Source organism: Streptomyces sp. NPDC093591 (assembly GCF_044764885.1).
Lineage (GTDB): Bacteria > Actinomycetota > Actinomycetes > Streptomycetales > Streptomycetaceae > Streptomyces.
Window position 1 is genome coordinate 243,463 of the sequence record NZ_JBIWIY010000012.1, and the last position, 21,813, is coordinate 265,275.

General features: G+C 72.0%; 20 protein-coding genes and 1 pseudogene. 13 read left to right on the forward strand and 8 right to left on the reverse strand.

All coding sequences use genetic code 11. From position 1 onward, the window contains the following. The first annotated feature begins 49 nt into the window (after positions 1-49). Complete coding sequence (locus tag ACIREI_RS26095; RefSeq protein WP_403337279.1) at positions 50-1,222, forward strand: acyl-CoA dehydrogenase family protein; 1,173 nt, start codon at positions 50-52, stop codon at positions 1,220-1,222. Here ACIREI_RS26095 and ACIREI_RS26100 read toward each other — a convergent pair. Next, positions 1,185-1,433, reverse strand: coding sequence for a hypothetical protein (locus tag ACIREI_RS26100; RefSeq protein ID WP_403337281.1), 249 nt, complete (start codon positions 1,431-1,433; stop codon positions 1,185-1,187). The two genes, ACIREI_RS26095 and ACIREI_RS26100, sit on opposite strands and share 38 nt — an antisense overlap. Positions 1,434-1,635: 202 nt before the next feature. Between ACIREI_RS26100 and ACIREI_RS26105 the strand changes: the two genes are divergently transcribed. Both ACIREI_RS26105 and ACIREI_RS26110 read left to right on the forward strand, forming a co-directional pair. Then, a complete protein-coding gene (locus tag ACIREI_RS26105; RefSeq protein ID WP_403337423.1) occupies positions 1,636-2,682 on the forward strand; it encodes a hypothetical protein in 1,047 nt (348 codons plus the stop codon). Between the two features lie 13 nt (positions 2,683-2,695). After that, complete coding sequence (locus ACIREI_RS26110) at positions 2,696-3,832, forward strand: phosphotransferase family protein (protein ID WP_403337284.1); 1,137 nt, start codon at positions 2,696-2,698, stop codon at positions 3,830-3,832. 16 nt (positions 3,833-3,848) lie between these two features. Here ACIREI_RS26110 and ACIREI_RS26115 read toward each other — a convergent pair whose 3' ends face one another. Further along, positions 3,849-4,286, reverse strand: a complete 438-nt coding sequence (locus ACIREI_RS26115) for a hypothetical protein (protein WP_403337287.1) — start codon at positions 4,284-4,286, stop codon at positions 3,849-3,851. A gap of 267 nt (positions 4,287-4,553) precedes the next feature. On the opposite strand from ACIREI_RS26115, the gene ACIREI_RS26120 reads away from it, so the two are divergent. The 4 genes from ACIREI_RS26120 to fxsA all read left to right on the forward strand — a co-directional run bounded on the left by ACIREI_RS26120 (position 4,554) and on the right by fxsA (position 8,753). Next, positions 4,554-4,994, forward strand: a complete 441-nt coding sequence (locus ACIREI_RS26120) for an Lrp/AsnC family transcriptional regulator (RefSeq protein WP_030677853.1) — start codon at positions 4,554-4,556, stop codon at positions 4,992-4,994. A 47-nt stretch (positions 4,995-5,041) separates the two neighbouring features. After that, positions 5,042-6,655 carry an amidohydrolase gene (locus ACIREI_RS26125; protein WP_403337290.1) on the forward strand — a complete coding sequence of 538 codons (1,614 nt, stop codon included), beginning with the start codon at positions 5,042-5,044 and terminating at the stop codon, positions 6,653-6,655. 560 nt (positions 6,656-7,215) lie between these two features. Further along, positions 7,216-8,034 carry a polyprenol monophosphomannose synthase gene (locus tag ACIREI_RS26130; protein ID WP_403337293.1) on the forward strand — a complete coding sequence of 273 codons (819 nt, stop codon included), beginning with the start codon at positions 7,216-7,218 and terminating at the stop codon, positions 8,032-8,034. A gap of 164 nt (positions 8,035-8,198) precedes the next feature. Beyond that, the gene (gene fxsA, locus ACIREI_RS26135; RefSeq protein WP_403337296.1) at positions 8,199-8,753 is read left to right on the forward strand and encodes an FxsA family membrane protein; all 555 of its coding nucleotides are present in this window, start codon (positions 8,199-8,201) and stop codon (positions 8,751-8,753) included. A 116-nt stretch (positions 8,754-8,869) separates the two neighbouring features. On the opposite strand, the gene ACIREI_RS26140 is transcribed toward fxsA, so the two are convergent. The 4 genes from ACIREI_RS26140 to ACIREI_RS26155 form a co-directional block, all read right to left on the reverse strand. Next, on the reverse strand, positions 8,870-9,244 hold the full coding sequence (locus tag ACIREI_RS26140; protein WP_003977404.1) for an RNA polymerase-binding protein RbpA: 375 nt from the start codon (positions 9,242-9,244) through the stop codon (positions 8,870-8,872). A 278-nt stretch (positions 9,245-9,522) separates the two neighbouring features. Next, a complete protein-coding gene (locus ACIREI_RS26145) occupies positions 9,523-10,926 on the reverse strand; it encodes an MFS transporter (protein ID WP_403337299.1) in 1,404 nt (467 codons plus the stop codon). A 54-nt stretch (positions 10,927-10,980) separates the two neighbouring features. Further along, positions 10,981-11,751: a glycerophosphodiester phosphodiesterase gene (locus ACIREI_RS26150; RefSeq protein ID WP_403337302.1), complete on the reverse strand. Its 771-nt coding sequence runs from the start codon at positions 11,749-11,751 to the stop codon at positions 10,981-10,983. Beyond that, positions 11,748-12,464 carry a YitT family protein gene (locus ACIREI_RS26155; RefSeq protein WP_403337305.1) on the reverse strand — a complete coding sequence of 239 codons (717 nt, stop codon included), beginning with the start codon at positions 12,462-12,464 and terminating at the stop codon, positions 11,748-11,750. The genes ACIREI_RS26150 and ACIREI_RS26155 overlap by 4 nt, the downstream gene beginning before the upstream one ends. A 63-nt stretch (positions 12,465-12,527) precedes the next feature. Between ACIREI_RS26155 and ACIREI_RS26160 the strand changes: the two genes are divergently transcribed. After that, positions 12,528-14,027 carry a PLP-dependent aminotransferase family protein gene (locus ACIREI_RS26160; protein WP_403337308.1) on the forward strand — a complete coding sequence of 500 codons (1,500 nt, stop codon included), beginning with the start codon at positions 12,528-12,530 and terminating at the stop codon, positions 14,025-14,027. Positions 14,028-14,043: 16 nt separating this feature from the next. Here the strand turns inward: ACIREI_RS26160 and ACIREI_RS26165 are convergent, their stop codons facing one another. Both ACIREI_RS26165 and ACIREI_RS26170 read right to left on the reverse strand, forming a co-directional pair. Next, complete coding sequence (locus ACIREI_RS26165) at positions 14,044-15,678, reverse strand: hypothetical protein (RefSeq protein ID WP_403337310.1); 1,635 nt, start codon at positions 15,676-15,678, stop codon at positions 14,044-14,046. A gap of 40 nt (positions 15,679-15,718) precedes the next feature. After that, positions 15,719-15,913, reverse strand: a complete 195-nt coding sequence (locus tag ACIREI_RS26170) for a hypothetical protein (protein ID WP_004002760.1) — start codon at positions 15,911-15,913, stop codon at positions 15,719-15,721. A 316-nt stretch (positions 15,914-16,229) separates the two neighbouring features. Between ACIREI_RS26170 and ACIREI_RS26175 the strand changes: the two genes are divergently transcribed. The 5 genes and pseudogenes from ACIREI_RS26175 to ACIREI_RS26195 all read left to right on the forward strand — a co-directional run. Beyond that, positions 16,230-16,622 carry an ankyrin repeat domain-containing protein gene (locus tag ACIREI_RS26175; RefSeq protein ID WP_403337315.1) on the forward strand — a complete coding sequence of 131 codons (393 nt, stop codon included), beginning with the start codon at positions 16,230-16,232 and terminating at the stop codon, positions 16,620-16,622. A gap of 301 nt (positions 16,623-16,923) precedes the next feature. Continuing rightward, positions 16,924-18,342 carry a HEAT repeat domain-containing protein gene (locus ACIREI_RS26180; protein ID WP_403337318.1) on the forward strand — a complete coding sequence of 473 codons (1,419 nt, stop codon included), beginning with the start codon at positions 16,924-16,926 and terminating at the stop codon, positions 18,340-18,342. A 197-nt stretch (positions 18,343-18,539) separates the two neighbouring features. After that, complete coding sequence (locus ACIREI_RS26185) at positions 18,540-19,670, forward strand: glycosyltransferase family 4 protein (RefSeq protein ID WP_403337321.1); 1,131 nt, start codon at positions 18,540-18,542, stop codon at positions 19,668-19,670. Between the two features lie 20 nt (positions 19,671-19,690). After that, complete coding sequence (locus ACIREI_RS26190; RefSeq protein ID WP_403337426.1) at positions 19,691-20,854, forward strand: glycosyltransferase; 1,164 nt, start codon at positions 19,691-19,693, stop codon at positions 20,852-20,854. After that, positions 20,851-21,693, forward strand: a pseudogene (locus ACIREI_RS26195) (SGNH/GDSL hydrolase family protein); the annotation flags it as partial. The gene ACIREI_RS26190 and the pseudogene ACIREI_RS26195, both read left to right, overlap by 4 nt. Positions 21,694-21,813 lie beyond the last annotated feature (120 nt).

Sequence of the window (21,813 nt, forward strand, 5' to 3'; positions counted from 1 at the left end):
CCCAAGGCGTGCGACCGCCGACTTTCCCGAAAGGGAGGAGAGCGTCGCCATGCCCGACCGCGCCCCGCAGCCGGTGGACCGTCAACTGCCCACGGACGAGGCCCGGGATCTGATCTCGCTCGTCCGCGACATCGCGCAGCGCGAGATCGCCCCGAAGGCGGCCGAGGAGGAGGACGCCGGACGCTTCCCGCGCGAGGTCTTCACCCTGCTCTCCGAATCCGGACTGCTCGGCCTGCCGTACGACTCCGAGTACGGCGGCGGCGATCAGCCGTACGAGGTCTACCTCCAGGTCCTCGAAGAGCTCGCCGCGGCCCGCCTCACCGTCGGCCTCGGCGTCAGCGTGCACTCCCTGGCCTGTTACTCCCTCGCCACCTACGGCACCAAGCAGCAGCAGGTCGAGCACCTGCCCGCGATGCTCGGCGGCGGGCTGCTCGGCGCGTACTGCCTGTCCGAGCCGTCGTCGGGCTCGGACGCGGCATCGCTGCGGACCAAGGCGGTCCGGGACGGCGACGGCTGGGTGATCACCGGCACCAAGGCCTGGATCACCCATGGCGGCATCGCCGACTTCTACACGGTCATGGCACGCACCGGCGAGGAGGGGCCGCGCGGGATCACCGCGTTCCTGGTCCCCGGTGACGCGGCGGGGCTGAGCGCGGCCGCGCCCGAGAAGAAGATGGGCATGAAGGGTTCGCCCACGGCCCAGGTCCACTTCGACGGCGTCCGGGTCGGCGACGAGCGGCGTATCGGCGACGAGGGCCAGGGCTTCGCGATCGCCCTGTCCGCGCTCGACTCCGGCCGGCTGGGCATCGCGGCCTGCGCGATCGGCGTGGCGCAGGCCGCGCTGGACGAGGCGGTGGCGTACGCGACCGAGCGACGGCAGTTCGGCAAGCCCATCGTCGACTTCCAGGGCCTGCGCTTCATGCTCGCCGACATGGCGACCCAGATCGAGGCGGGCCGCGCGCTGTACCTGGCGGCGGCGCGGCTGCGCGACGCGGGCCGTCCGTTCGCCAAGCAGGCGGCCATGGCCAAGCTGCACTGCACCGACACGGCGATGAGGGTCACCACCGATGCCGTCCAGATCCTCGGCGGGTACGGCTACACCGCGGACTTCCCGGCCGAGCGCTTCATGCGCGAGGCGAAGGTCCTGCAGATCGTCGAGGGCACGAACCAGATTCAGCGGATGGTCATCGCCCGTCACCTAGCAGGTCCCGAGGGACGCTGAACTGACCGTGCTTGACCGTCGGCGCCGCGAGCCGGATCCACTCCGGGTCGTGGCGGCCGGGCAGGGTGCGGCCACGGTCGGCCCAGGTGCGCATGAGCTCGCGGTAGATGGGCGGATCCGGCTGCTGCGGAGGCGCCGGCGGAAGCGTCCCTGCGAGGCGTGGAACGAAGATGCGGCGCTGAGGCCCGGTCGCCGAATACGTGGGGGGCATACCAGGGCAACGCGGAGCCGGGGGGACAAGTCACCGCTCGCCGGAATCGGGCGTGAGTTCACGGACGTCCGGCTCCCTCTCTGGTCAGGTGACGCCGCCTGACGTACCGTCAGGCCACCCGCCTCCAGGGAGGTTTGCCGTGGCCGACGACGACCGCCCGGTACCGCTCGACGAGTACCCGGTGCACCAGGTCCCCCTGTCCATGAGGTACGTCGCGACCAGCGACCGCAACGCCTACGACCGCTGCATCTTCCACGTCCTCGACCATCAGGGGCGCGCCCTGCTGATCCTCGGCCTCGGGGTGTACCCGAACGTCGGAGTGATCGACGCGTACGCGACGCTGCGGGTCGGGGACACCCTGCACGCCGTACGGGCGTCGGACGCGCTCGGCGAGGACCGGATGCGGCTGGCCGTCGGGCCATTGAGCATCGAAGTCGGGGAGCCGCTGCGGCGGCTGCGCCTGACGTGCGACGACGAGGAGTTGTCGTACGACATCACCTGGACCGCCGACTTCCCCGCCCTCTGGGAGCCCCACCACCTGCAGCGACGCGGTGACCGGCTCAGTCTCGAAGGGCGCCGCTTCGCGCAGGCGGGGGGCGTGACGGGCGTCGTGAGGGCGGGCGGTGCGGAGTTCCGCGTCGACCCTGCCGGGTGGACCGGCACTCGCGACCGCAGCTGGGGTGTGCGGCCCATACCGGGGGAGGAGGGCGGGCGGTTCGCCGAGGAGCGTCCGACCGAGGGCTTCCACTGGATCTGGTGCCCGGTGCGCTTCGAGGACCGGTTCGTGATGGTGATCGTCCAGGAGGACGCGGACGGATACCGCTCGCTCAGCGAGGCGACGATGGTCCGCCCCGGTTACCGTGACCGCCAACTCGGCTGGCCCCAGACGGAGATCGCGTACCGCTCCGGCACCCGCCACCCCGAACGCGCCCTCATCCACCTCGGCGACGTACGCAAGCCGAGGGAGCTGGAGGTGGAGATCCTGACCTCGTCCCCCCTCGCCGTCGGCGCCGGCTACCCGCCCGCCGACGACTGGCAGCACGGCACCTGGCGGGGGCGCGGCTGGACCGACCGCCGTACCTACGACCTCTCCGACCCCGCCGCCCACCCCCTCGCCGCATACGGAGTGACCGACCACGCCGCGCGTTTCCGGCTGGACGGCCGGGTCGGCCACGGCATCTTCGAGCACGGCTCGTTCGGGCGGCATGATCCGAGCGGGTTCACCGGCTTCGACTCGGTCGCGTCGTAAGGGAGTTGACCCCATGACCACGGCACCCCGCCCCCGCACGACCACACGCGACCCCGACGAACTCGCCCACCGCCTCACCGCCTGGCTCGGCACACGGCTGCCCGGCGCCAGGGCGGTCGACGTCACCGTCCCCGCGTCGAACGGCATGTCCAGCGAGACCCTGCTCTTCGACGTCGAGCAGCCGGAAGGCGCTGCGGTCCCGGGTGCCGGGAACCTCGAACCGCCCATCCGTGCCTGCGCGTTGCGGCTCGCGGCGGATCCGGCGGCGTACACGGTGTTCCCGGTGTACGACATGGTCCGTCAGTTCCGCACGATGCGGCTGGTGGCCGACCGGTCCGACCTCCCCGTGCCGAAGGTGCTGTGGCTGGAGGAGGATTCCGGCCCGCTGGGGGCGCCCTTCTTCGTCATGGAGCGCGTCGCGGGGCGCGTGCCGCCGGACGTCATGCCGTACACCTACGAGGGCAACTGGCTGCACGCGGCGAGCGACGAGGAACGCGAGCGGCTCGAGGCGGCGACGATCGGGATGCTCGCCCGGCTCCACGACCAAGTGCCGCTGGAGGAAGCGCAGTTCCTCGCCCTTCCGGGTGAAGGTGACGCACTGCGTCGCCATGTCACGGCCCAACGTGCGTACTACGAATGGGTGGTTGACGGGCTCGCCCGTTCACCGCTCATCGAGGACGCGTTCGCCCGTCTGGAGGAGCTCTGGCCCCGAGATCCGGGCCCGCCGGTGCTCAACTGGGGCGACGCGCGCATCGGGAACGTCATCTACGACGGGTTCGAACCCGTGGCCGTCCTCGACTGGGAGATGGCGGCACTCGCCCCGCGCGAGGTCGACCTCGGCTGGACCGTCTATCTGCACCGCTTCTTCCAGGACCTGACGGTCGCCTTCGGACAGCGCGGGCTGCCGGGGTTCCTGCGCCGTGACCGGATCGAGGCCCGCTATGCCGACCTCACCGGCCACACCCCGCGTGACATGGACTTCTACACGCTCTACGCCGCGCTGAGGCACGCCGTCGTCATGCTGCGCATCGCCTACCGCCAGGCCCACTTCGGTGAAGTCGCCGTACCGGCGGATCCGGACACACTGATCCTGCACCACGGCAGCCTGCGAGCCATGGTGCAGGGCAGCTACTGGGATCGAGCGACGTGACGGTGGCGGTGTGCGCTCAGGCGGCGTGGCGCCGCATGACCGGGACCCTGATGGGGCGCGAGCCCGGGCCGCCGACGTGCGAGAAGGGCTGGGTCCGCCAGTCCAGTCCCTGAGGAAGCGTCAACAGGAGGGCGGTGTCCTGCTCCTGCGGTTCCGTCGACTCGTCCGCCGAGCGGGCCTCGGCGGCCGCGCGACCTGTACCGGCACAGACCGTGAGGCCGAACGGGTTCCACGGCGAGGCGCACAGCGCGTGCTCCGGCAGGACCTCCTCGTCCGCCAGCAGGGCGATGGGCTGCGCGCAGTCCGGGCAGATCACCCGGTACATCTCGAAGGTGTCGTACGCGTCGAGCTCTTCCTCGTCGAAGGCGTCGGGTTCGACGCCCTCCGGAGCGGGCTCGACGACCGGCTGGAGCCGCTTGGGTGCGGTACGACCAGGGCGCTTAAGACTCTGCATGGATTTCTCCCCCTCGGGCTGGGCCGTGAAGGCGCTGCGGCCTCGACCACAGCAAGCACTTCCCGTCCGGTCTCGGCGGTAATCACGAGAACATCACGGAGCCTGTTCGAGGCCTGTGGCGTTCGTCACATGCCGCTCGCAGGTGCCCGGCGCGGCCGGTTTGTCCCTCAGCCGGCCCACAGACGGCTCTCGGTCACATCACAAACCGGGCATGACCTGGGCTGCTCAGGTATCCGAGGAGATCAACCGCACTGTAGGTTCTGCGTCATGGAGGAGCTGGACCGGCAAATCGTGCAGCTGCTCGTCAAGGACGGGCGGATGAGTTACACCGACCTGGGCAAGGCCACGGGTCTGTCCACATCGGCCGTGCACCAGCGGGTGCGACGGCTGGAGCAGCGCGGCGTCATCCGCGGCTACGCCGCGGTCGTCGACCCCGAGGCCGTGGGGCTGCCCATGACCGCGTTCATCTCGGTGAAACCGTTCGACCCCAGCGCACCTGACGACATCGCGGAGCGGCTGGCCGGGGTGCCGGAGATCGAGGCCTGCCACAGCGTCGCCGGGGACGAGAACTACATCCTCAAGGTCCGGGTGGCCACGCCGCACGAGCTGGAGGAGCTGTTGGCCCGGCTCCGGTCGCTGGCGGGCGTGTCGACGCGGACGACGGTGGTGTTGTCGACGCCGTACGAGGCACGGCCACCGCGGATCTGACCGACCTGCGTGCCGGGGGGCTCACGCCAGGCGCGAGACTGTTCCCCATGAGTGAGCCCACCACCCAGCCGAAGACCGTCCTGCTCCGTCGCGGAGAGGTGCACAGCCCCGCCGACCCCTTCGCCACCGCGATGGTCGTGGAGCGCGGCCAGGTGGCCTGGGTCGGGTCCGAGGGGGCCGCCGACGCCTTCGCGGACGGTGTGGACGAGGTCGTCGACCTGGACGGTGCCCTGGTCACGCCGGCGTTCACCGACGCGCATGTGCACACCACCGCCACGGGCCTCGCCCTGACCGGCCTCGACCTGTCCGACGCCCCCTCCCTCCAGGCGGCCCTCGCTCTCGTACGGGACTTCGCCGCCGCACGCCCGCACGACCGCGTCCTGCTCGGCCACGGCTGGGACGCCTCCCGCTGGCCCGGCGGCCGCCCCCCGACGCGCGCCGAACTCGACGAGGCCACCGGGGGGCGCCCTCTCTACCTCTCCCGCATCGACGTCCACTCGGCGGTCGTCACCACGGCCCTGCTGGACATGACGCCGGGAGCCCTCGACGCGGGGGACGCCCCGCTCGTCGCCGACGCCCACCACGCCGTGCGCGCCACCGCGCTGGACGCGATCACCCCCGCTCAGCGCATCGAGGCCCAGCGCGCCGCCCTCGCACACGCCGCTTCCCTCGGCATCGGCACCGTTCACGAGTGCGGCGGGCCCGACATCTCCGCAGAGGACGACTTCGCCGGACTGCTGAGGCTCGCCGCCGAGGAGGCCGGGCCCCGGGTCGTCGGCTACTGGGCGGAACAGGGCGAGGAGGGGATCGCGAAGGCGCGGGAGCTGGGCGCGATCGGCGCGGCCGGTGACCTCTTCGTCGACGGCGCTCTCGGCTCCCACACCGCCTGCCTGCACCAGCCGTACGCCGACGCCGCCCACACCGGCACCGCCTACCTGGACGCGGCCGCCGTCGCCGCCCACGTCACCGCCTGCACCGAGGCCGGTGTCCAGGCGGGCTTCCACGCGATCGGCGACGCCGCCGTGACCGCCGTCGTGGAGGGCGTGCGCGCCGCCGCCGAGAAGCTCGGCCTCGCCCGCATCCGCGCCGCCCGCCATCGCGTCGAGCACGCCGAGATGCTCACCCCCGAGACGATCGCGGCCTTCGCCGAGCTGGGCCTGACCGCCTCCGTCCAGCCCGCCTTCGACGCGCTGTGGGGCGGCGAGGACGGCATGTACGTCCAGCGCCTCGGTGCCGAGCGCGCTCGCTCCCTCAACCCCTTCGCGGCCCTGCTGCGCGTCGGAGTCCCGCTCGCCTTCGGCTCCGACAGCCCCGTCACGCCCCTCGACCCCTGGGGCACGGTCCGCGCCGCGGCCTTCCACCGCACGCCGGAGCACCGTATCTCCGCGCGCGCCGCGTTCACGGCGCACACGCGGGGCGGCTGGCGGGCCATCGGGCGCGACGACGCGGGCGTCCTGGTGCCCGGAGCGCCCGCCGACTACGCGGTCTGGCGCACCGAGGAACTGGTGGTCCAGGCCCCCGACGACCGGGTCGCACGCTGGTCCACCGACCCCCGCTCCGGCACCCCCGGCCTGCCCGACCTGACCCCGGGCCGCGCGCTTCCGGTCTGCCTGCGCACGGTGGTGGGCGGACGAACGGTCTTCGTACGGCCGGGCGAGTGATCTCCCGGGGTGGCGCGAACCCGATCGGTCCGCACCACCCCGTCGTGCGACCTGCGCATCCTCCGCGCTGACCAGGGGATTGAGCAAAGAACCGCAGGTCAAACGGCTGTTGACAGGCGGAGGCCCGGGGCCGATAGGTTCGGCCGAGTCCACCACCGGACGCCCGACCGGGGAACCGCGGAACTTCCCCGAACCCGTCGCAACGCCGCTGGGTCAGGGACGGTGTGCCGCACCGGGGCACCGCCACTGGGAGCCAGGCTCAGCGCTCGCGCGGCGACGACGGAACGTTCCGGCCGGTCGGGGAGGTGTGACCCGGGTGGGGCCCGGGCGCTCAGTAGACAACGGCTTTCGGTCGACCCGCAGCCAGCGGGTCCCAGGTCGGCCCGAAGGGCGCCGGGCCCCCATCCGCAGCAGAAGGCGCGAGTCCCCGCACAGCCGCACAAAAACCTGTACTTACCCCGCTCTTGTGGAATCGACACCACCATTCGAACGTGCTGTCACGTCAGCGCAGGCCGCGACGACTATGGTGGACGTCTGCGTACGGACATGAAGGGGCAGCAGTGAACGACGGCGACGGGACCCTCGCGGCACAGGACCGGGGGAGGCGGTTCGGGCCGCTCGGCACGGCGTTGGTGATCATTCCGACCTACAACGAGGCGGAGAACATCAAGAGCATCGTCGGCCGGGTCCGCAAGGCGGTCCCCGAGGCGCACGTGCTGGTGGCCGACGACAACAGCCCCGACGGCACCGGCAAGCTCGCGGACGAACTGGCCGTCGAGGACGACCACGTCCAGGTCCTGCACCGCAAGGGCAAGGAGGGCCTCGGCGCCGCCTACCTCGCCGGTTTCCGCTGGGGCATCGAGAACGGCTACGGCGTCCTGATCGAGATGGACGCCGACGGCTCCCACCAGCCCGAGGAACTGCCCCGCCTGCTGACCGCCCTCAAGGGCGCCGACCTGGTCCTCGGCTCCCGCTGGGTACCGGGCGGCCGGGTCGTGAACTGGCCCAAGTCCCGCGAGTTCATCTCCCGCGGCGGCAGCCTCTACTCCCGCCTCGCCCTGGACCTGCCCCTGCGCGACATCACCGGCGGCTACCGCGCCTTCCGCCGCGAGACCCTGGAGGGCCTCGGCCTGGACGACGTCGCCTCCCAGGGCTACTGCTTCCAGGTCGACCTCGCCCGCCGCGCCGTCAAGGCCGGCTTCCAAGTCGTCGAGGTGCCGATCACCTTCGTCGAGCGTGAGCTCGGTGACTCGAAGATGAGCCGCGACATCCTGGTCGAGGCCCTGTGGCGGGTCACGTCGTGGGGAGCGCGGGAGCGGGTGGGCAAGCTGATGGGCCGCACGAAGCCGTCGTCGCCCTCGCGGCCGGCACAGCCGTAACCTGCGGCCCGGCGGTCACGGCGTCGACCCACGACCCGTCATCACGGCCATCGGCCCATGACGCGGCGGTCGTCACGGTTGTCACAGCCGTCACCTACGACCGCACAGGGGCCGTAGGACGTCCCCTTATCCCGCTCTGAGCCGGGCCCAGGCACACTGGACGCATGACGACTGGCGCACCGACCCCCACCTATCCCGCCCGGCCCCGGCGCTCCCGGCTGCGGACTTTTCTGCCGCTGGGCATCGCGGCGTGGCTGGTGCTGGAGATCTGGCTGTTGACCGTGGTCGCGGACGCGGCGAGCGGGCTCTTGGTGTTCGTGCTGCTGCTCGCCGGCCTCGTGCTCGGCTCGGTGGTCATCAAGCGGGCGGGCCGACGTGCCTTCCAGGCCCTGAACGAGGCGCTGCAACGCGGTGGCGCCCCGGCGAGCGGCGGTGGCAACGGCCTGATGATGCTGGGCGGCCTGCTGATCATGCTGCCGGGCCTGATCTCGGACGCGGTGGGGCTGCTCCTGCTGATCCCGCCGGTCCAGAAGGCCCTGAGCTGGCATGCGGAGCGTACGTTCGAGCGGAAGCTGCGCGAGGCGACCCCGGGTTCGTTCGGCGACGCCTTCCAGCAGGCCCGTATGCACCGTCCCGACGGCAAGGTCGTCCAGGGCGAGGTCATCAGGGACGAGCCGGGGGATGCCCAGGAGGGGCCGAAGCCGCCGCTGACGCGCTGACACGCCGAGAGCCCGGCGCTCACTGAGCGCCGGGCTTCTTTTCGGGCACACCAAACCGCGGGCGTCGTACGTCACCTTCACGTACGGCGCCCGCGGTTATCCGGGTGCCTGGTGGGCTAGGCCGACTTGCGGCTGTCCCGGGGATGAACCGCGATGTTCATCGCCCCGGAGCGCAGAACAGCAAGGCGCTCCTCGAGGACCTCTTCGAGTTCCTCACGGGTACGCCGCTCCATCAGCATGTCCCAATGCGTACGCGCGGGCTTGGCCTTCTTCTCCTCAGGACCGTCGCCATCCACGAGGAGTGCCTGGGCCCCGCAGACCTTGCACTCCCACTCCGGCGGGATCTCCGCCTCTACCGAGAAGGGCATCTCGAACCGGTGCCCCTTCTCGCATGCGTACTCCACGGCCTGGCGCGGGGCCAGGTCGATGCCGCGGTCCGTCTCGTAGCTGGTCACCACGAGGCGCGTGCCGCGAAGAGCTCGCTCACTCATGAATCGTGCCTCCCGGGCTTGTCGCCCACAGGACAGGTGTCGCTGTCGTCGTCATCCGGTCAACGTCCGGTCGGCGGTAAAGATTCCCGTTCCGTGTCCCGTTCCGGGTGATGCGTCGCCGTCGTAGCCGCAGCCTTGCTGACCAATGTCGTACCCACCGGCGCCCGGTTTGTCACATCTGCTAGCAGATGTAACCCAGCGTTTCGGCATCTTTGACGCGCAGTAACGGTACGCCTGGCAGGCCAAACGCGTACACTACCGCCCTTTCACTCGGAACGCTAAATCGTGGTCGGCACCGGATTGCCCGCGTCGCTGATCGCCCGGCGTACGGGAACCCTCGCGAGCAGGGCGAATCCGATGACGAAGAAGGCAACCAGGGAGATGATCGCGTCCCGATAACTTCCGGTCAGCTGGTAGGTGAGACCGAACAGGAGCGGGCCGAGCCAGCTCATGCCGCGGTCGCTCATCTCGTACGCCGCGAAGTATTCGGCCTCCTTGCCGGGCGGGACGAGATGGGAGAACAGGGACCGGGACAGGGCCTGGCTGCCGCCCAGGACCAGCCCGATGCCGGCCGCCAGCACGAAGAACCACACCGGCGCCCCGGCCGGCAGGAAGTACCCGGCCGCCAGCGTCACCGTCCACGCGACCAGCGAGCCGAGGATCGTCCGCTTCGCGCCGTAGATCCGGGCCAGCCGCCCCATCGCCAGCGCGCCGACCACCGCCAGCACCTGCACCAGCAGCACGGCGCCGATGAGCGTCGACTGCTCCAGGCCCAGTTCCTCGGAGCCGTAGACCGACGCCTGGGAGATCACGGTCTGGATGCCGTCGTTGTAGATCAGGTAGGCCAGGAGGAAGGCGAGGGTCAGGGGGTGGCGGCGCATGTCGCGGACGGTCGCCGCGAGTTGCCGGAAGCCGGGGGCGATCGGTTTCCTCGCCGTCGCCTCGTCCGTGCCGCTCGCGTCGGCCGTGTCATTCGTGTCTTTCGTCTCCTTGGCGGACCTGCGGTCGCGCAGTCGTCGCAGCGGGATGAGCGCGAAGGCGCCCCACCACACGCCCGCCGACGCCAGACAGATGCGGACGGCCGTGCTCTCGGAGACGCCGAAGGAGTCGTGGGCCAGATACAGGACCAGGTTCACGATCAGCATCAGCGAGCCCGACGCGTAGCCGAAGGCCCAGCCCCGGGAGGAGACGGCGTCGCGTTCCTCGGGTGGGGCGATCTGCGGCAGGTAGGAGTTGTAGAGCATCATCGCGACCGACTGCGCGGCATTCGCGACGATCAGCAGGACGCCGCCCAGCAGATAGCGGTCGCCGCCCAGGAAGAACATGGCCGTCGTGGCCGTGGCCCCGGTATAGGCCGCGAGCGCGAGGAGCGGCTTCTTGCGGCCGGTGCGGTCGGCGGCCGCGCCCACCAGGGGCATCACCAGGACGGCGACGATCACCGACAGGGACACCGAGTAGGCGAAGAAGGATCCGGCCCGCACCGGGATGCCCAAGGGGTGGACGAACCCGTCCGCGTCCGCCGCCGCCTCGGCGACCGACGTCAGATAGGGGCCGAGGAACACGGTGAGCACGCTCGTCGAATAGACGGAGCACGCCCAGTCGTAGAAGTACCAGCCGCGCTGCTCGCGTCGCCGCCCGGCGGCGTCGTCGTCCGCCTCGGTCCGCACGGTATCGGTGCCCACCCCGCGCCCTCGCTTCCCCGTGATGATCCCGCGCGCGGGCTAAGACCGTACGGGTCAGACCCAGACGCCGCGGTCCTCCATGACCTTGCGCAATGTGTCGATGTGATCGGTCATGATGCCATCGACTCCCAGATCCAGGAGCCGGTGCATCGCATCGGGATCGTTGATGGTCCACACGTGCACCTGGAGCCCACGCGCGTGGGCGGCCCCTACGAAGCGGTGGTCCACCACCTGGATGCCGGACTGCGCCTCGGGGACCTGGGCGGCGACCGCCGAGCGGCGCAGCGCGGCTGGCACCCCCCAGGAGCGCAGCCGCAGGTTGAGGACGCCCCGGGTGCCGTACGACGTGGCCAGGCGTGGTCCGGCCAGGTGCTGGGCGCGGATCACGCGGGCCTCGGAGAATGAGCCGGCGCAGACGCGGTCCCAGGCGCCGGTGCGCTCGATCAGCTCCAGGAAGGGGTGGAGTGCCGGCTCCGCCTTGAGGTCGACGTTCCAGCGCACGTCGGGGAAGGCCTCCAGGAGCTCTTCGAAGAGGGGCACCGGCTCCTTGCCCGCCACGCGCGCGTGCCGTACGTCGTCCCACGGCAGGTCGGCGATCCGGCCCGCCCCGTCCGTCACCCGGTCCAGCGTCGAGTCGTGGAAGGCGACGAGCTTGCCGTCGCGGGTGGTGTGGACGTCGGTCTCGATGTACCGGTAGCCCATCTCGACCGCGCGCCGGAACTGCAGCACGGTGTTCTCCAGGCCGTCGGCCGCCCCGCCCCGGTGGGCGAAGGGGATCGGGCCGGGGTGGTCGAGGTAGGGGTGGCGTATCCGCGTGGTGCTCACGGACGCAGTATCGCGCGCCGGGGTTGCCCGGTGGCAACGACCGTGCTGCTGTCCGGTGCCGGGGGGACGGCGAACACACGCAGGAAGAGCTGGGCGAGCGGGCCGATGGACAGCGCGTAGAGGAGGGTGCCGGCGCCGACGGTGCCGCCCAGGGCGAAGCCGGTCACGACGACCGCGATCTCGACGGCCGTGCGCATCAGGCGGATCGAGCGGCCGGTGCGCCGGTGCAGGCCGGTCATCAAGCCGTCGCGGGGTCCGGGGCCGAAGCGGGCGGCGATGTAGAGGCCGGTGGCCACGCCGTTGAGCAGAATGCCGGCCAGCAGAAGGGGGATGCGTACGGCCAGGGTGTGCGCCTCGGGAACCAGGGCGAGTGTGCCGTCCATGGCGATGCCGACCACGAAGACGTTGGAGACGGTGCCGAGACCGGGGCGCTGGCGCAGCGGGATCCACAGGAGCAGTACGGCCGCGCCGACGACGATCGACACGACACCGATCGTCAGGCCGGTGCGTTCGGCGAGGCCCTGGTGCAGCACACCCCAGGGCTCCAGGCCCAGGCCCGCCTCCACGAGCAGCGCCGAGCTCGCGCCGTACAGCGCGAGCCCGACGTAGAGCTGTGCCAGCCGCCGTATGAGATGCCCTTGCGTGAGCCGCTGTGCGGGATGCCCCTGCGTCGACAAGGTGTGCCCCCCTGTGGTGGTAGTGGACTGATGCATGACACCCTGTGGCTTGGGAAGCAACGCCCTCCATGGCCAATTCGAGGAAGGTGGACTGGAAAGATGGCGCAGTGGACTTCCGCGGTGGGAGCCGCGCAGCTCGCCCGGCTCCTCACCTCCCAGCAGGACCGCCCCGCCGGCCCGGGCAGCAAGCGCCCGCCCGCCTACCGCGCGCTGGCCGACGGCATCCGGCTGCTGGTCCTGGAGGGCCGTGTCCCGGTCGCCGCGCGGCTGCCCGCCGAGCGTGAGCTGGCCCTCGCGCTGTCGGTGAGCCGGACGACCGTGGCCGCGGCCTACGAGGCGCTGCGCAGCGAAGGGTTCCTGGAGTCGCGGCGCGGGGCCGGGAGCTGGACGGCCGTACCGGCCGGCAATCCGCTGCCCGCCCGGGGCCTGGAGCCCCTGCCGCCCGAGGCGCTCGGCTCGGTGATCGACCTGGGCACCGCGGCACTGCCCGCGCCCGAGCCGTGGCTGACGCGTGCCGTCCAGGGCGCCCTGGAGGAACTGCCGCCGTACGCCCACACCCACGGCGACTATCCGGCCGGGCTGCCCGCGCTGCGCGCGATGATCGCCGACCGGTACACGGCGCGCGGGATTCCGACCATGCCCGAGCAGATCATGGTGACGACCGGGGCGATGGGCGCCATGGACGCGATCTGCCATCTGTTCGCGGGGCGCGGTGAGCGGATCGCGGTCGAGTCCCCGTCGTACGCCAACATCCTCCAGCTGATGCGGGAGGCGGGCGCCCGGCTGGTGCCCGTCGCCATGGCCGAGGGGCTGGCCGGTTGGGACGTGGACCGCTGGCGGCAGGTGCTGCGGGAGGCCGCGCCCCGACTCGCCTATGTCGTCGCCGACTTCCACAACCCGACCGGGGCGCTGGCCGACGAGGACCAGCGGCGGCGGCTGGTGGACGCGGCGCGGTCGGCGGGGACGGTGCTGGTCGCCGACGAGACGATGAGCGAGCTGTGGCTCGAACCGGATCTGGAGATGCCGAGGCCGGTGTGTGCCTTCGACCCCGCGGGGTCGACCGTCATCACCGTCGGGTCGGCCAGCAAGGCCTTCTGGGCCGGGATGCGGATCGGCTGGGTGCGGGCGGCCCCGGACGTGATCCGCTCTCTCGTGGCCGCTCGCGCGTACGCCGACCTGGGGACGCCTGTGCTGGAGCAGCTGGCCGTGAACTGGCTGTTCGGCACGGGGGGTTGGGAGCAGGCGGTGGAGCTGCGGCGCGGGCAGGCCCGGGAGAACCGGGACGCCCTTGTCAGGGCCGTGCGGCGGGAGCTGCCCGAGTGGGAGTTCGAGGTGCCGAGGGGCGGGCTCACGCTGTGGGTGCGCACGGGGGGCCTGTCGGGGTCCCGGCTCGCGGAAGCGGGGGAGCGGGTGGGGGTCCGGGTGCCGTCCGGGCCTCGGTTCGGGGTGGACGGGGCCTTCGAGGGGTATGTGCGGTTGCCGTTCACCGTGGGGGGCGCGGTGGCCGAGGAGGCCGCCGTGAGGTTGGCTGCGGCGGCGCGGTTGGTGGAGAGCGGGGGGAGCGGGGCAGGGGAGTCGGCGCGGCCGTTCGTGGCGTGAGCGGCGGCACGGGCGACTACGACGTCTCCGCCACCACGGCTTCCGCCGGTACCGGCTCCGGTTCCTGTTCCGCCTTCTCCAGCCGGCCCAGCGATTCCGCCTCCACCGGCGTCGTCCGCGCCGGCAACAGGTCCAGCACCGCCTGTCGGTGGGCCTCGCTGGTGGCGTCGTCGTACGGGTCCGGGGTCGCCGGGACCTGGAGGCGATGGACCTGGCCCGTGCCCAGGCGGGCGTAGCCGCGGCCGGGTGGGACGTCGGCGACCGGGGTGGTGTGCGGGGGCGCGCCCAGCACGGTCTCCAGTTGCTGCGCCGTCGCGGGGCCGAGCACGACACGCGCGCGTGTGTGCTGCCGTACGGCGTCGCTCAGCGCGTCCAGGGCGTCCCACTGCTCGGCCACGACCACCGTGACGTTGGCCGCGCGGCCGTGCCGCAGGGGCACTTGGAGCAGGGACTGCGGATCCTTGCGGTCGTCCGCGGCGGCCAGGTGGGAGAACACGGTCGGGCGGTCCAGCAGGATCCACAGCGGGCGCTTGGTGTCCTCAGGCGGAGGGTTGCCCGTCTGGCGGGCCCGGTTCGTGGCGATCAGGCGCCGCTCCGTCTCGGTGGCCGCCCACTCCAGGCTCGCCAGCGCGCCGGCCAGCCCGCACTCGACGGCCAGGACGCCGTCCCGCCCGATCAGACAGGCGTACTCGCCGGTGCTGCCGCCCTCGACGATGACGATGTCGCCGTACTGCAGGGCCTGCAGGGCGATCGAGCGCAGCAGGGTCGAGGTGCCACTGCCGGGCTGGCCGACGGCCAGCAGGTGGGGCTCGGTGGAGCGGATGCCGGTGCGCCAGACGACCGGCGGAACGTCGCGCTGCTGGTCGCCGTAGGTGAGGGGGAGCGTGCGCTGGACCTGGGTGGGGTCGGTGAAGCCGAGGACCGTTTCGCCGGGGCTCGTGACGAAGCGCTGGGCGGCGATGCCGGTGGGCAGCGGGGCGAGCACGGTGACCGTGAGCTCGTTGCCCTCCTCGTCCCACGTGAAGTGGTACTCGCGGCCACGGCCGGACTTCGCGGTCAGCAGATGCTCGATCCGCGCGCGGGCCTGGGCCTCGCCGTCGGTGAAGTAGGCCGGGTAGCGGATCAGGAGACTGCTGACGCGTCCCGTGCCGTCGAACTCGTACTCCGGGAAGGCCTTCTCCCACTCGCCGCCGTGGGCGTAGAGCGGTGCCGGGTCATCGGCGGCGGAGAAGTACGGGACCAGCGCCTCGTACAGCGACCTCAGCCGCTCCGTCTGCGACTCGTCGGGCCCGTCGGGTGTCGACGGCGCCCGGTCGCGGCCCTGCCAGGCTGCCGCCGCCATCAGGGTGATGACGGCGAGCAGCGGCCCGTACGGCACCAGTGCCACGACCAGGATCACCGAAGCCACCAGGAACAGCAGCGGTCCGCGCCTGTCCTTGGGGGTCTCGGCCCACCTGCGCCGCCCGGCCGAGGCCAGCCGGCGCAGTCCGCGGGTGATCGTGATCAACGGGTGGAGGACGTCGGAGGCGCTGTCGGCCGCCGTCCGGGCCAACTCCCGGCTTCGGGCGATCTGCGCCCGGGCCAGCTCCCGGTTCCGGGCGATCTGCGCGCTGCCTGTGCTCAGGATGCGGGGGAGGGGGCGGCGGGCCACTGCTGTCTCCTGGTGGTGCGTACGGGCGGGAGGGACGGCGTCAGAACTGGATGCCGCCCAGGAGGCTTGCCAGGCTCTCGCCGCCGGCCTTGATGCTCGGGGCGATGGCCGTGCTTGCCAGGTAGAAGCCGAACAGGGCCGAGATCAGGGCGTGGGACGCCTTCAGCCCGTCCTTGCGGAAGAAGATGAAGACGACGATGCCGAGCAGAACGACGCCTGAGATGGAGAGGATCATGTGAGCGCTCCTGGTTGGTGGGGACAGTCACCATGAGTACTTCCAGGCTCACAGGATGTATCCATACGATAAAAGGTGCAACTGGGTGAAATTCGGCGGATTTCCTTCGAGTGGCGGAGTGTCGCGATGCGGATGAGCAGGACTGTTGCGTCCGGCCGTGTCTGCGATGATCTTTGCCTCGGACGCATCGGGTCATGTACGGCGCGAGCCAGTACCCTGGCGAATCACTCGTACGGCCGACACCGCTCGTCGGCCGAACCCGTGCTCCCCGCAGTTCCCGCAGTCCCCGTGTTCGTAGTGAGAGGCGGTCCGGCCGATGACTGAAGCCCCCGACCCCGAGGTCGTGGAGCTGGCGACCAAGATCTTCGATCTGGCCCGGCAGGGGCAGACCGAGGCGCTCGTGGCGTATGTCGACGCGGGTGTCCCGGCCGACCTCACCAACGACCGCGGCGACTCCCTCGTGATGCTCGCCGCCTACCACGGCCACGCCGGCACGGTGCGGGCCCTGCTCGCCCGGGGTGCCGAGGCCGGCCGTGTCAACGACCTGGGCCAGACGCCACTCGCCGGTGCCGTCTTCAAGGGTGAGACGGAAGTGATCAAGGCACTGCTGGAGGCCGGCGCCGACCCGGCCGCGGGCACTCCGTCAGCCGTCGACACCGCCCGCATGTTCGACAAGAGGGAACTGCTCGAACTGTTCGGCGTGAACTGAGCAGCCCTTTCTGACCAGCGAAAACACGGAAAACGGGGGAGGCGGTACCGGGCCGCCGAAATTTCGGTCGCGGCAGATGTAAGTGCCGAGTCATCATGACGTCGTGATTCACGGACGCGATGGCTGGGCAGGTGTTGCCGCACCGCGCGGGCCGTGATGCGGTCCGCGAGGGCCACTGACGAGAGGCAGAGGAAGATGGTCTACAGCAAGCAGGAAACGGCGGGCGCCCCGACGTGTTGTCACGCGGCCAGGTGAAGCAAGATCCCCGGTTGCGTCGACGCTTGATGTGAGGCTGTTTCCCATGTTCGAACCGGTCATAGCGCCCAGCGGTACGCTGCTCGGCCTGCTCCAGCGGGGCCGCGGCGACGGCACACTGCACGCGCTCACCGCCCCACGCGCCGAGGCGCTCGCGGCGCTGAACCACTGTGTGCTGCGGGACCCCCGCCACGACTGGCAGGTGGAGAACCGCTCCCTGTACTACGCCCGTCTCTACCTCGACCTGAACGGCGAGCTGGACGAGATCGAGGCCCACCTCTTCGACGTCGAGGACGCCCTCGACACCGAGGAGTCACGCACGGGGCTGGCCCTGGCCGTCCTCGGCCACCTCGCCTCCTACGGCAGGCGGGACGCCCTGGAGCTGCTGCGCAGGTATGCCGCCACGGGCTCCAACTGGGCCTGGGCCCTGGACGAGCTGGCACTCAGGGACGACGACGCGGGCCTGCGTGCCCTCGCCGCGCCCGTCCTGGCGCGTTTCCCGGCCGATCCCGAGGGCGAGGCCGAGCTGGCCGTCGTCGTACGCGATGCTTTTGAGCCACGGCCGTGGCGGCTGTGGGCCGAGGATCCGCGTGAATCGATCGCCACACGCGTGCGTGCCGCTCAGGAGACCGGCTGTTTCGACCGCTGGCAGCGGCAGATGCGACCTACCGGGCCCCGTCCGGGGTGGAGCGTGCAGGCGGTCTTCGAGTGGGCCCAGCAGGGCATCGAGCGCGGAGCCGCGCTCCATGTGCCCGCCGCTCGGTGCCTCAGCGCCGTCGCGGGCCCCGAGGACCGGCCCGAGATCGTCGCCGCCGCCAAGGACGGCACCGACGGAGCCCGCTGCACCGCCCTGCGCTACCTCGCCGACAGCAATGATCCGGACGCCCTCGACCTGATCGAGGCGGCCGTGATCGCCGGACCGGCGCCCGTCGTGGAGGCCGCCCTCGACGCCTTCGAACGGATGCGCAGCATCGCCGCCGTCGACCGGGCGCGTGGCTGGGCCCGACGGCCCGACCCGCTGGGCGCCGCCGCCGGACGCATGCTCGCCTGCCGGGGCGGAGCCGGGGACAAGGACCTCGTCCTCGCCGCCCTACGAGAGGCCGTACGCGGCGAAGGCCCCGACGCGCCGACCCTGTGGACCCTCGTCGACGGCACCGGACGGCTCGGCATCGCCTGCGCCGCCCCCGTACTGCGCCATATCTACCGCGAGACCGCCTCCTCGCATCTGCGCGGCCGCACCGCCCGTGCCCTGGCCGCGACCGACCCCTCCTTCGCGTCCGGCTTCGCCGTCGAATGCCTCTGGGACTGCGAGGAGTCCACCCGCGAGATCGCCGCCCGGCACGCCGAGACCGGTGACGCGCGTGTGGTCGAGCGACTGCGCCGGCTCGCCGCCGACCCCGCCGAGGAGGACGAGGTCCAGACGGCCGTACGCAGCCGGATCGGGCCCGACGCGACCGCCGACTGATCATCGGGCGGGCATGTGTCCGCCCTGTGAATCTCGCGGAGATCCGCTCGCCGGGTGAACTCCGGGTGACCTGCGGGTCAGGTGCGCATGGACGTGGCCTGACCCGCTCGGGGGCGCAGCGGAACGCTCATGGGACGTTTGTCGTTCGGAAAGATCCACTTTGACGCGGCCACGTCCAGCACGGCGACAACACCGGTATGCGTGTCGTCATCGTGACCGAATCCTTTCCCCCCGATGTGAACGGCGTGGCCCACTGCGCGCTCCAGACCGCCCGACACCTCGTCGACCGCGGTCACGCCCCCATCGTCGTCGCCCCGGCCCCCGCTCCCGGGAACAAGGCAGCCGCCTCGCTGGCGCCCTGCCCCGTCGTCCATGTCCCCTCCCTCCCGCTCCCCGGCTATCCCCAGGTCAGGGTCGCGCTCCCCAGCCGGCGCCTCGCCGCAGCGCTGATCCAGCACCAGCCCGACATCGTGCACCTGGCCAGCCCCTTCGTCCTCGGCGTCCGAGGCATGGCCGCCGCCGCCCGGCTCGGCATCCCCGCCGTCGCCGTCTACCAGACCGACCTGGCCGGATACGCCCGCACCTACATGGGCGCCGGCGAGGCCGCGGCCTGGCGGCGCATACGGTCCGTCCACTCCGCCGCCGACCTCACCCTCGTCCCGTCCAGCGCGTCCCTGCGCGATCTCGAGACCCACGAGGTGCCCCGGCTCAAGCTGTGGGCCCGGGGCGTGGACACCGCACGCTTCCGACCCGAACTCCGCGACGAGGCCCTGCGCCGCGAACTCGCCCCGAACGGCGAGCTCATCGTCGGCTACGTCGGGCGGCTCGCCCCCGAGAAGCACATCGAGCTGCTCTCCGGCGTGTGCGGTCTGGACGGCGTGAAGGTCGTGATCGTCGGCGACGGGCCGAGCCAGCCGGCGCTCACCGAGGCGCTGCCCGGCGCGGTCTTCCTGGGCCGCCGTGGCGGGGACGACCTCGCCCGGATCTTCGCCTCGTTCGACGTCTTCGCCCACACCGGTCCCTTCGAGACCTTCTGCCAGACCGTGCAGGAGGCCATGGCGAGCGGCGTGCCCGTCGTCGCGCCCGCCGCCGGCGGTCCGCTGGACCTGGTCGACCACGGCCGCACCGGGCTCCTGGTGCCCCCGCGCGACGCCGACGCCGTACGGAACGCCGTGCGGGTCCTGGCGGCCGATCCCGCGCTGCGTGCCGCGTACGGGGCCGCCGCGCGTGCCACGGTCGAGGGACGCACCTGGGCGGCCATCGGCGACCAGCTCATCGACCACTACGAGGCCGTGCTCAAGGCACGGAGGCCGGCGGTGGCGGTATGAACACGGCGCCTCGCAACGGTATGAACACCTCGCTGCGCATCGTCCGGCTGGCGAACTTCGTCGCCCCCGCCTCCGGAGGGCTGCGCACCGCGCTGCGGGAGCTGGGCAAGGGCTTCAAGCTGGCGGGCCACGATCCCGTCCTCGTCGTGCCGGGCGAGAAGTACAGCGACTGCGAGACCGAGCAGGGCCGCGTGATCACCCTGCCCGGCCCGATGCTGCCCGGCACCGGCGGCTACCGGGTGCTCATCGACAAGCGGCGGGTCGCGGCCCTCCTGGAGGAGCTCGCCCCCGACCGCCTGGAGGTCTCCGACCGTACGACGCTGCGCTGGACCGGCAGGTGGGCCCGCCGTGCCCGGGTCCCCGCCGTGATGGTCTCCCACGAGACCGCCGACGGCGTGCTGCGCACCTGGGGGCTGTCGGAGAACCTGTCCCGGCGTGCCGCGGACGCCCTCAACGTCCGTACGGCCCACACGTACGCGAAGGTCGTGTGCACCACCGAGTTCGCCGAGCGGGAGTTCGTGCGGATCGGCGCCCGCAACGTCGTACGGGCTCCGCTGGGCGTCGACCTGATGAACCGCCGTCCCACCCTGCGTGACGCGGCGCTGCGCGAGACACACGCGCGTGCCGACGAGAAGCTGCTCGTGATGTGCTCCCGGCTCTCCGTGGAGAAGCGGCCCGGCACCGCGCTGGACGCCCTGGAGTCGCTGCGCGCACGCGGTGTGCGGGCGGTGCTCGTGGTGGCCGGAAACGGCCCCCTGCGGGCGCGGCTCGAACAGCGGGCGCAGGAGCGCGACCTGCCGGTGACCTTCCTCGGTCATGTCGCCGACCGCAGCCTGCTAGGCGCGCTCCAGGCCTCCGCCGACATCTGCCTGGCACCCGGGCCCGCCGAGACGTTCGGGCTCGCCGCACTGGAGGCCATGGCCTGCGGTACGCCCGTCGTGGCGAGCGCGTCGTCCGCGCTGCCGGAGGTGATCGGTGCCGCCGGGGCCACCGCCGCGGACAACGGTGACGCCTTCGCGGACGCCGTGGAGATGCTGCTCGACCGTCCCGAGCGCGAGCGCCGGGAGGCGGCACGCGCGCGTGCGGAGTGCTTCGGGTGGGGCACGGCGGTGGACGCCTTCCTCGCCGCGCACGACGCGGCCGTGCCGGTGCGTCCCTTCTCGCGTGCGGAGGGCGCGGCATGAGACCGCTCCGGTTCGTCGCCCTCGGGGACTCGCTGACCGAGGGGGTGGGCGATCCCGTGGGGAACGGGTGGCGCGGCTGGGCCGCGCTGCTCGCCGGCGGACTGTCCGAACCGCCCGCCGAGTTCACCAACCTGGCGGTCAGCGGGGCCCAGACGCGGGACGTGCTGGAGACCCAGCTGCCCGCCGCGCTGGCCCTGCGCCCGGACGTCGCCTCCGTCCTCGTCGGCGTCAACGACACCCTGCGCCGCACGTTCGACATCCACCACATCGCCGAACGCCTCGACAAGGTCTACGCCGCCCTCACCCGGCAGGGCACCGCCGTGCTCACCGCGTGCCTGCCCGACCCCGGCTCGATGCTCGGACTGCCCGGAGTGCTGGGCAGCCCGCTCGCCCGGCGGCAGCGGGCGGTCAACACCGTGGTGCACGCGCTCTCCGAGCGGTACGGCGCCCTGCACCTGCACGCGGCCGAGGGCGACTGGGTCGACGACCGGGCGATGTGGAGCGCGGACCGGCTGCACCCCGGGGAGCGGGGGCACCGGCAACTGGCCATACGGTTCCACGAGATGCTGGCGGACGCCGGCGTGACGACCGGGACCGCGCCCGCCGCCGAGCCCGAGTTCCCGCCGCCCACCAAGTCGGCGAGCCTGCTGTGGCTGGCCACCGCGGGCACCGCCTGGGTGATCCGGCGCTGCAATGACCTGCTGCCTCAGCTGCTGCGCCTCGCCGCCACGGAGATGCGGCACCGCGCGAAGGGCACGTGCGGCCGACTCGATCTGCGCGCGGCAAAGGCGGTGTCGATGGCGCTGGCCTCGTTGCCGGGGCCGGAGCTGGTGCCCGAGCCGGTACTGGAGTATCGGTCGCTGCCGGAGCACGGATCCATGCCGGAGCACCGATCCGTGCCGGAGTACCGGTCGGTCCCGGAGTACCGGTCGGTCCCGGAGCACCGGTGTCTGCCGGAG

What these genes read in the sequence shown, in the direction of transcription:
- ACIREI_RS26095 (WP_403337279.1), top strand. Translation starts at nt 50, where the DNA reads ATGCCCGACCGCGCCCCGCAGCCGGTGGACCGTCAACTGCCCACGGAC.
- ACIREI_RS26100 (WP_403337281.1), bottom strand. Translation starts at nt 1,433, where the DNA reads ATGCCCCCCACGTATTCGGCGACCGGGCCTCAGCGCCGCATCTTCGTT.
- ACIREI_RS26105 (WP_403337423.1), top strand. Translation starts at nt 1,636, where the DNA reads ATGAGGTACGTCGCGACCAGCGACCGCAACGCCTACGACCGCTGCATC.
- ACIREI_RS26110 (WP_403337284.1), top strand. Translation starts at nt 2,696, where the DNA reads ATGACCACGGCACCCCGCCCCCGCACGACCACACGCGACCCCGACGAA.
- ACIREI_RS26115 (WP_403337287.1), bottom strand. Translation starts at nt 4,286, where the DNA reads ATGCAGAGTCTTAAGCGCCCTGGTCGTACCGCACCCAAGCGGCTCCAG.
- ACIREI_RS26120 (WP_030677853.1), top strand. Translation starts at nt 4,554, where the DNA reads ATGGAGGAGCTGGACCGGCAAATCGTGCAGCTGCTCGTCAAGGACGGG.
- ACIREI_RS26125 (WP_403337290.1), top strand. Translation starts at nt 5,042, where the DNA reads ATGAGTGAGCCCACCACCCAGCCGAAGACCGTCCTGCTCCGTCGCGGA.
- fxsA (WP_403337296.1), top strand. Translation starts at nt 8,199, where the DNA reads ATGACGACTGGCGCACCGACCCCCACCTATCCCGCCCGGCCCCGGCGC.
- ACIREI_RS26140 (WP_003977404.1), bottom strand. Translation starts at nt 9,244, where the DNA reads ATGAGTGAGCGAGCTCTTCGCGGCACGCGCCTCGTGGTGACCAGCTAC.
- ACIREI_RS26155 (WP_403337305.1), bottom strand. Translation starts at nt 12,464, where the DNA reads ATGCATCAGTCCACTACCACCACAGGGGGGCACACCTTGTCGACGCAG.
- ACIREI_RS26160 (WP_403337308.1), top strand. Translation starts at nt 12,528, where the DNA reads ATGGCGCAGTGGACTTCCGCGGTGGGAGCCGCGCAGCTCGCCCGGCTC.
- ACIREI_RS26170 (WP_004002760.1), bottom strand. Translation starts at nt 15,913, where the DNA reads ATGATCCTCTCCATCTCAGGCGTCGTTCTGCTCGGCATCGTCGTCTTC.
- ACIREI_RS26175 (WP_403337315.1), top strand. Translation starts at nt 16,230, where the DNA reads ATGACTGAAGCCCCCGACCCCGAGGTCGTGGAGCTGGCGACCAAGATC.
- ACIREI_RS26180 (WP_403337318.1), top strand. Translation starts at nt 16,924, where the DNA reads ATGTTCGAACCGGTCATAGCGCCCAGCGGTACGCTGCTCGGCCTGCTC.
- ACIREI_RS26185 (WP_403337321.1), top strand. Translation starts at nt 18,540, where the DNA reads ATGCGTGTCGTCATCGTGACCGAATCCTTTCCCCCCGATGTGAACGGC.
- ACIREI_RS26190 (WP_403337426.1), top strand. Translation starts at nt 19,691, where the DNA reads ATGAACACCTCGCTGCGCATCGTCCGGCTGGCGAACTTCGTCGCCCCC.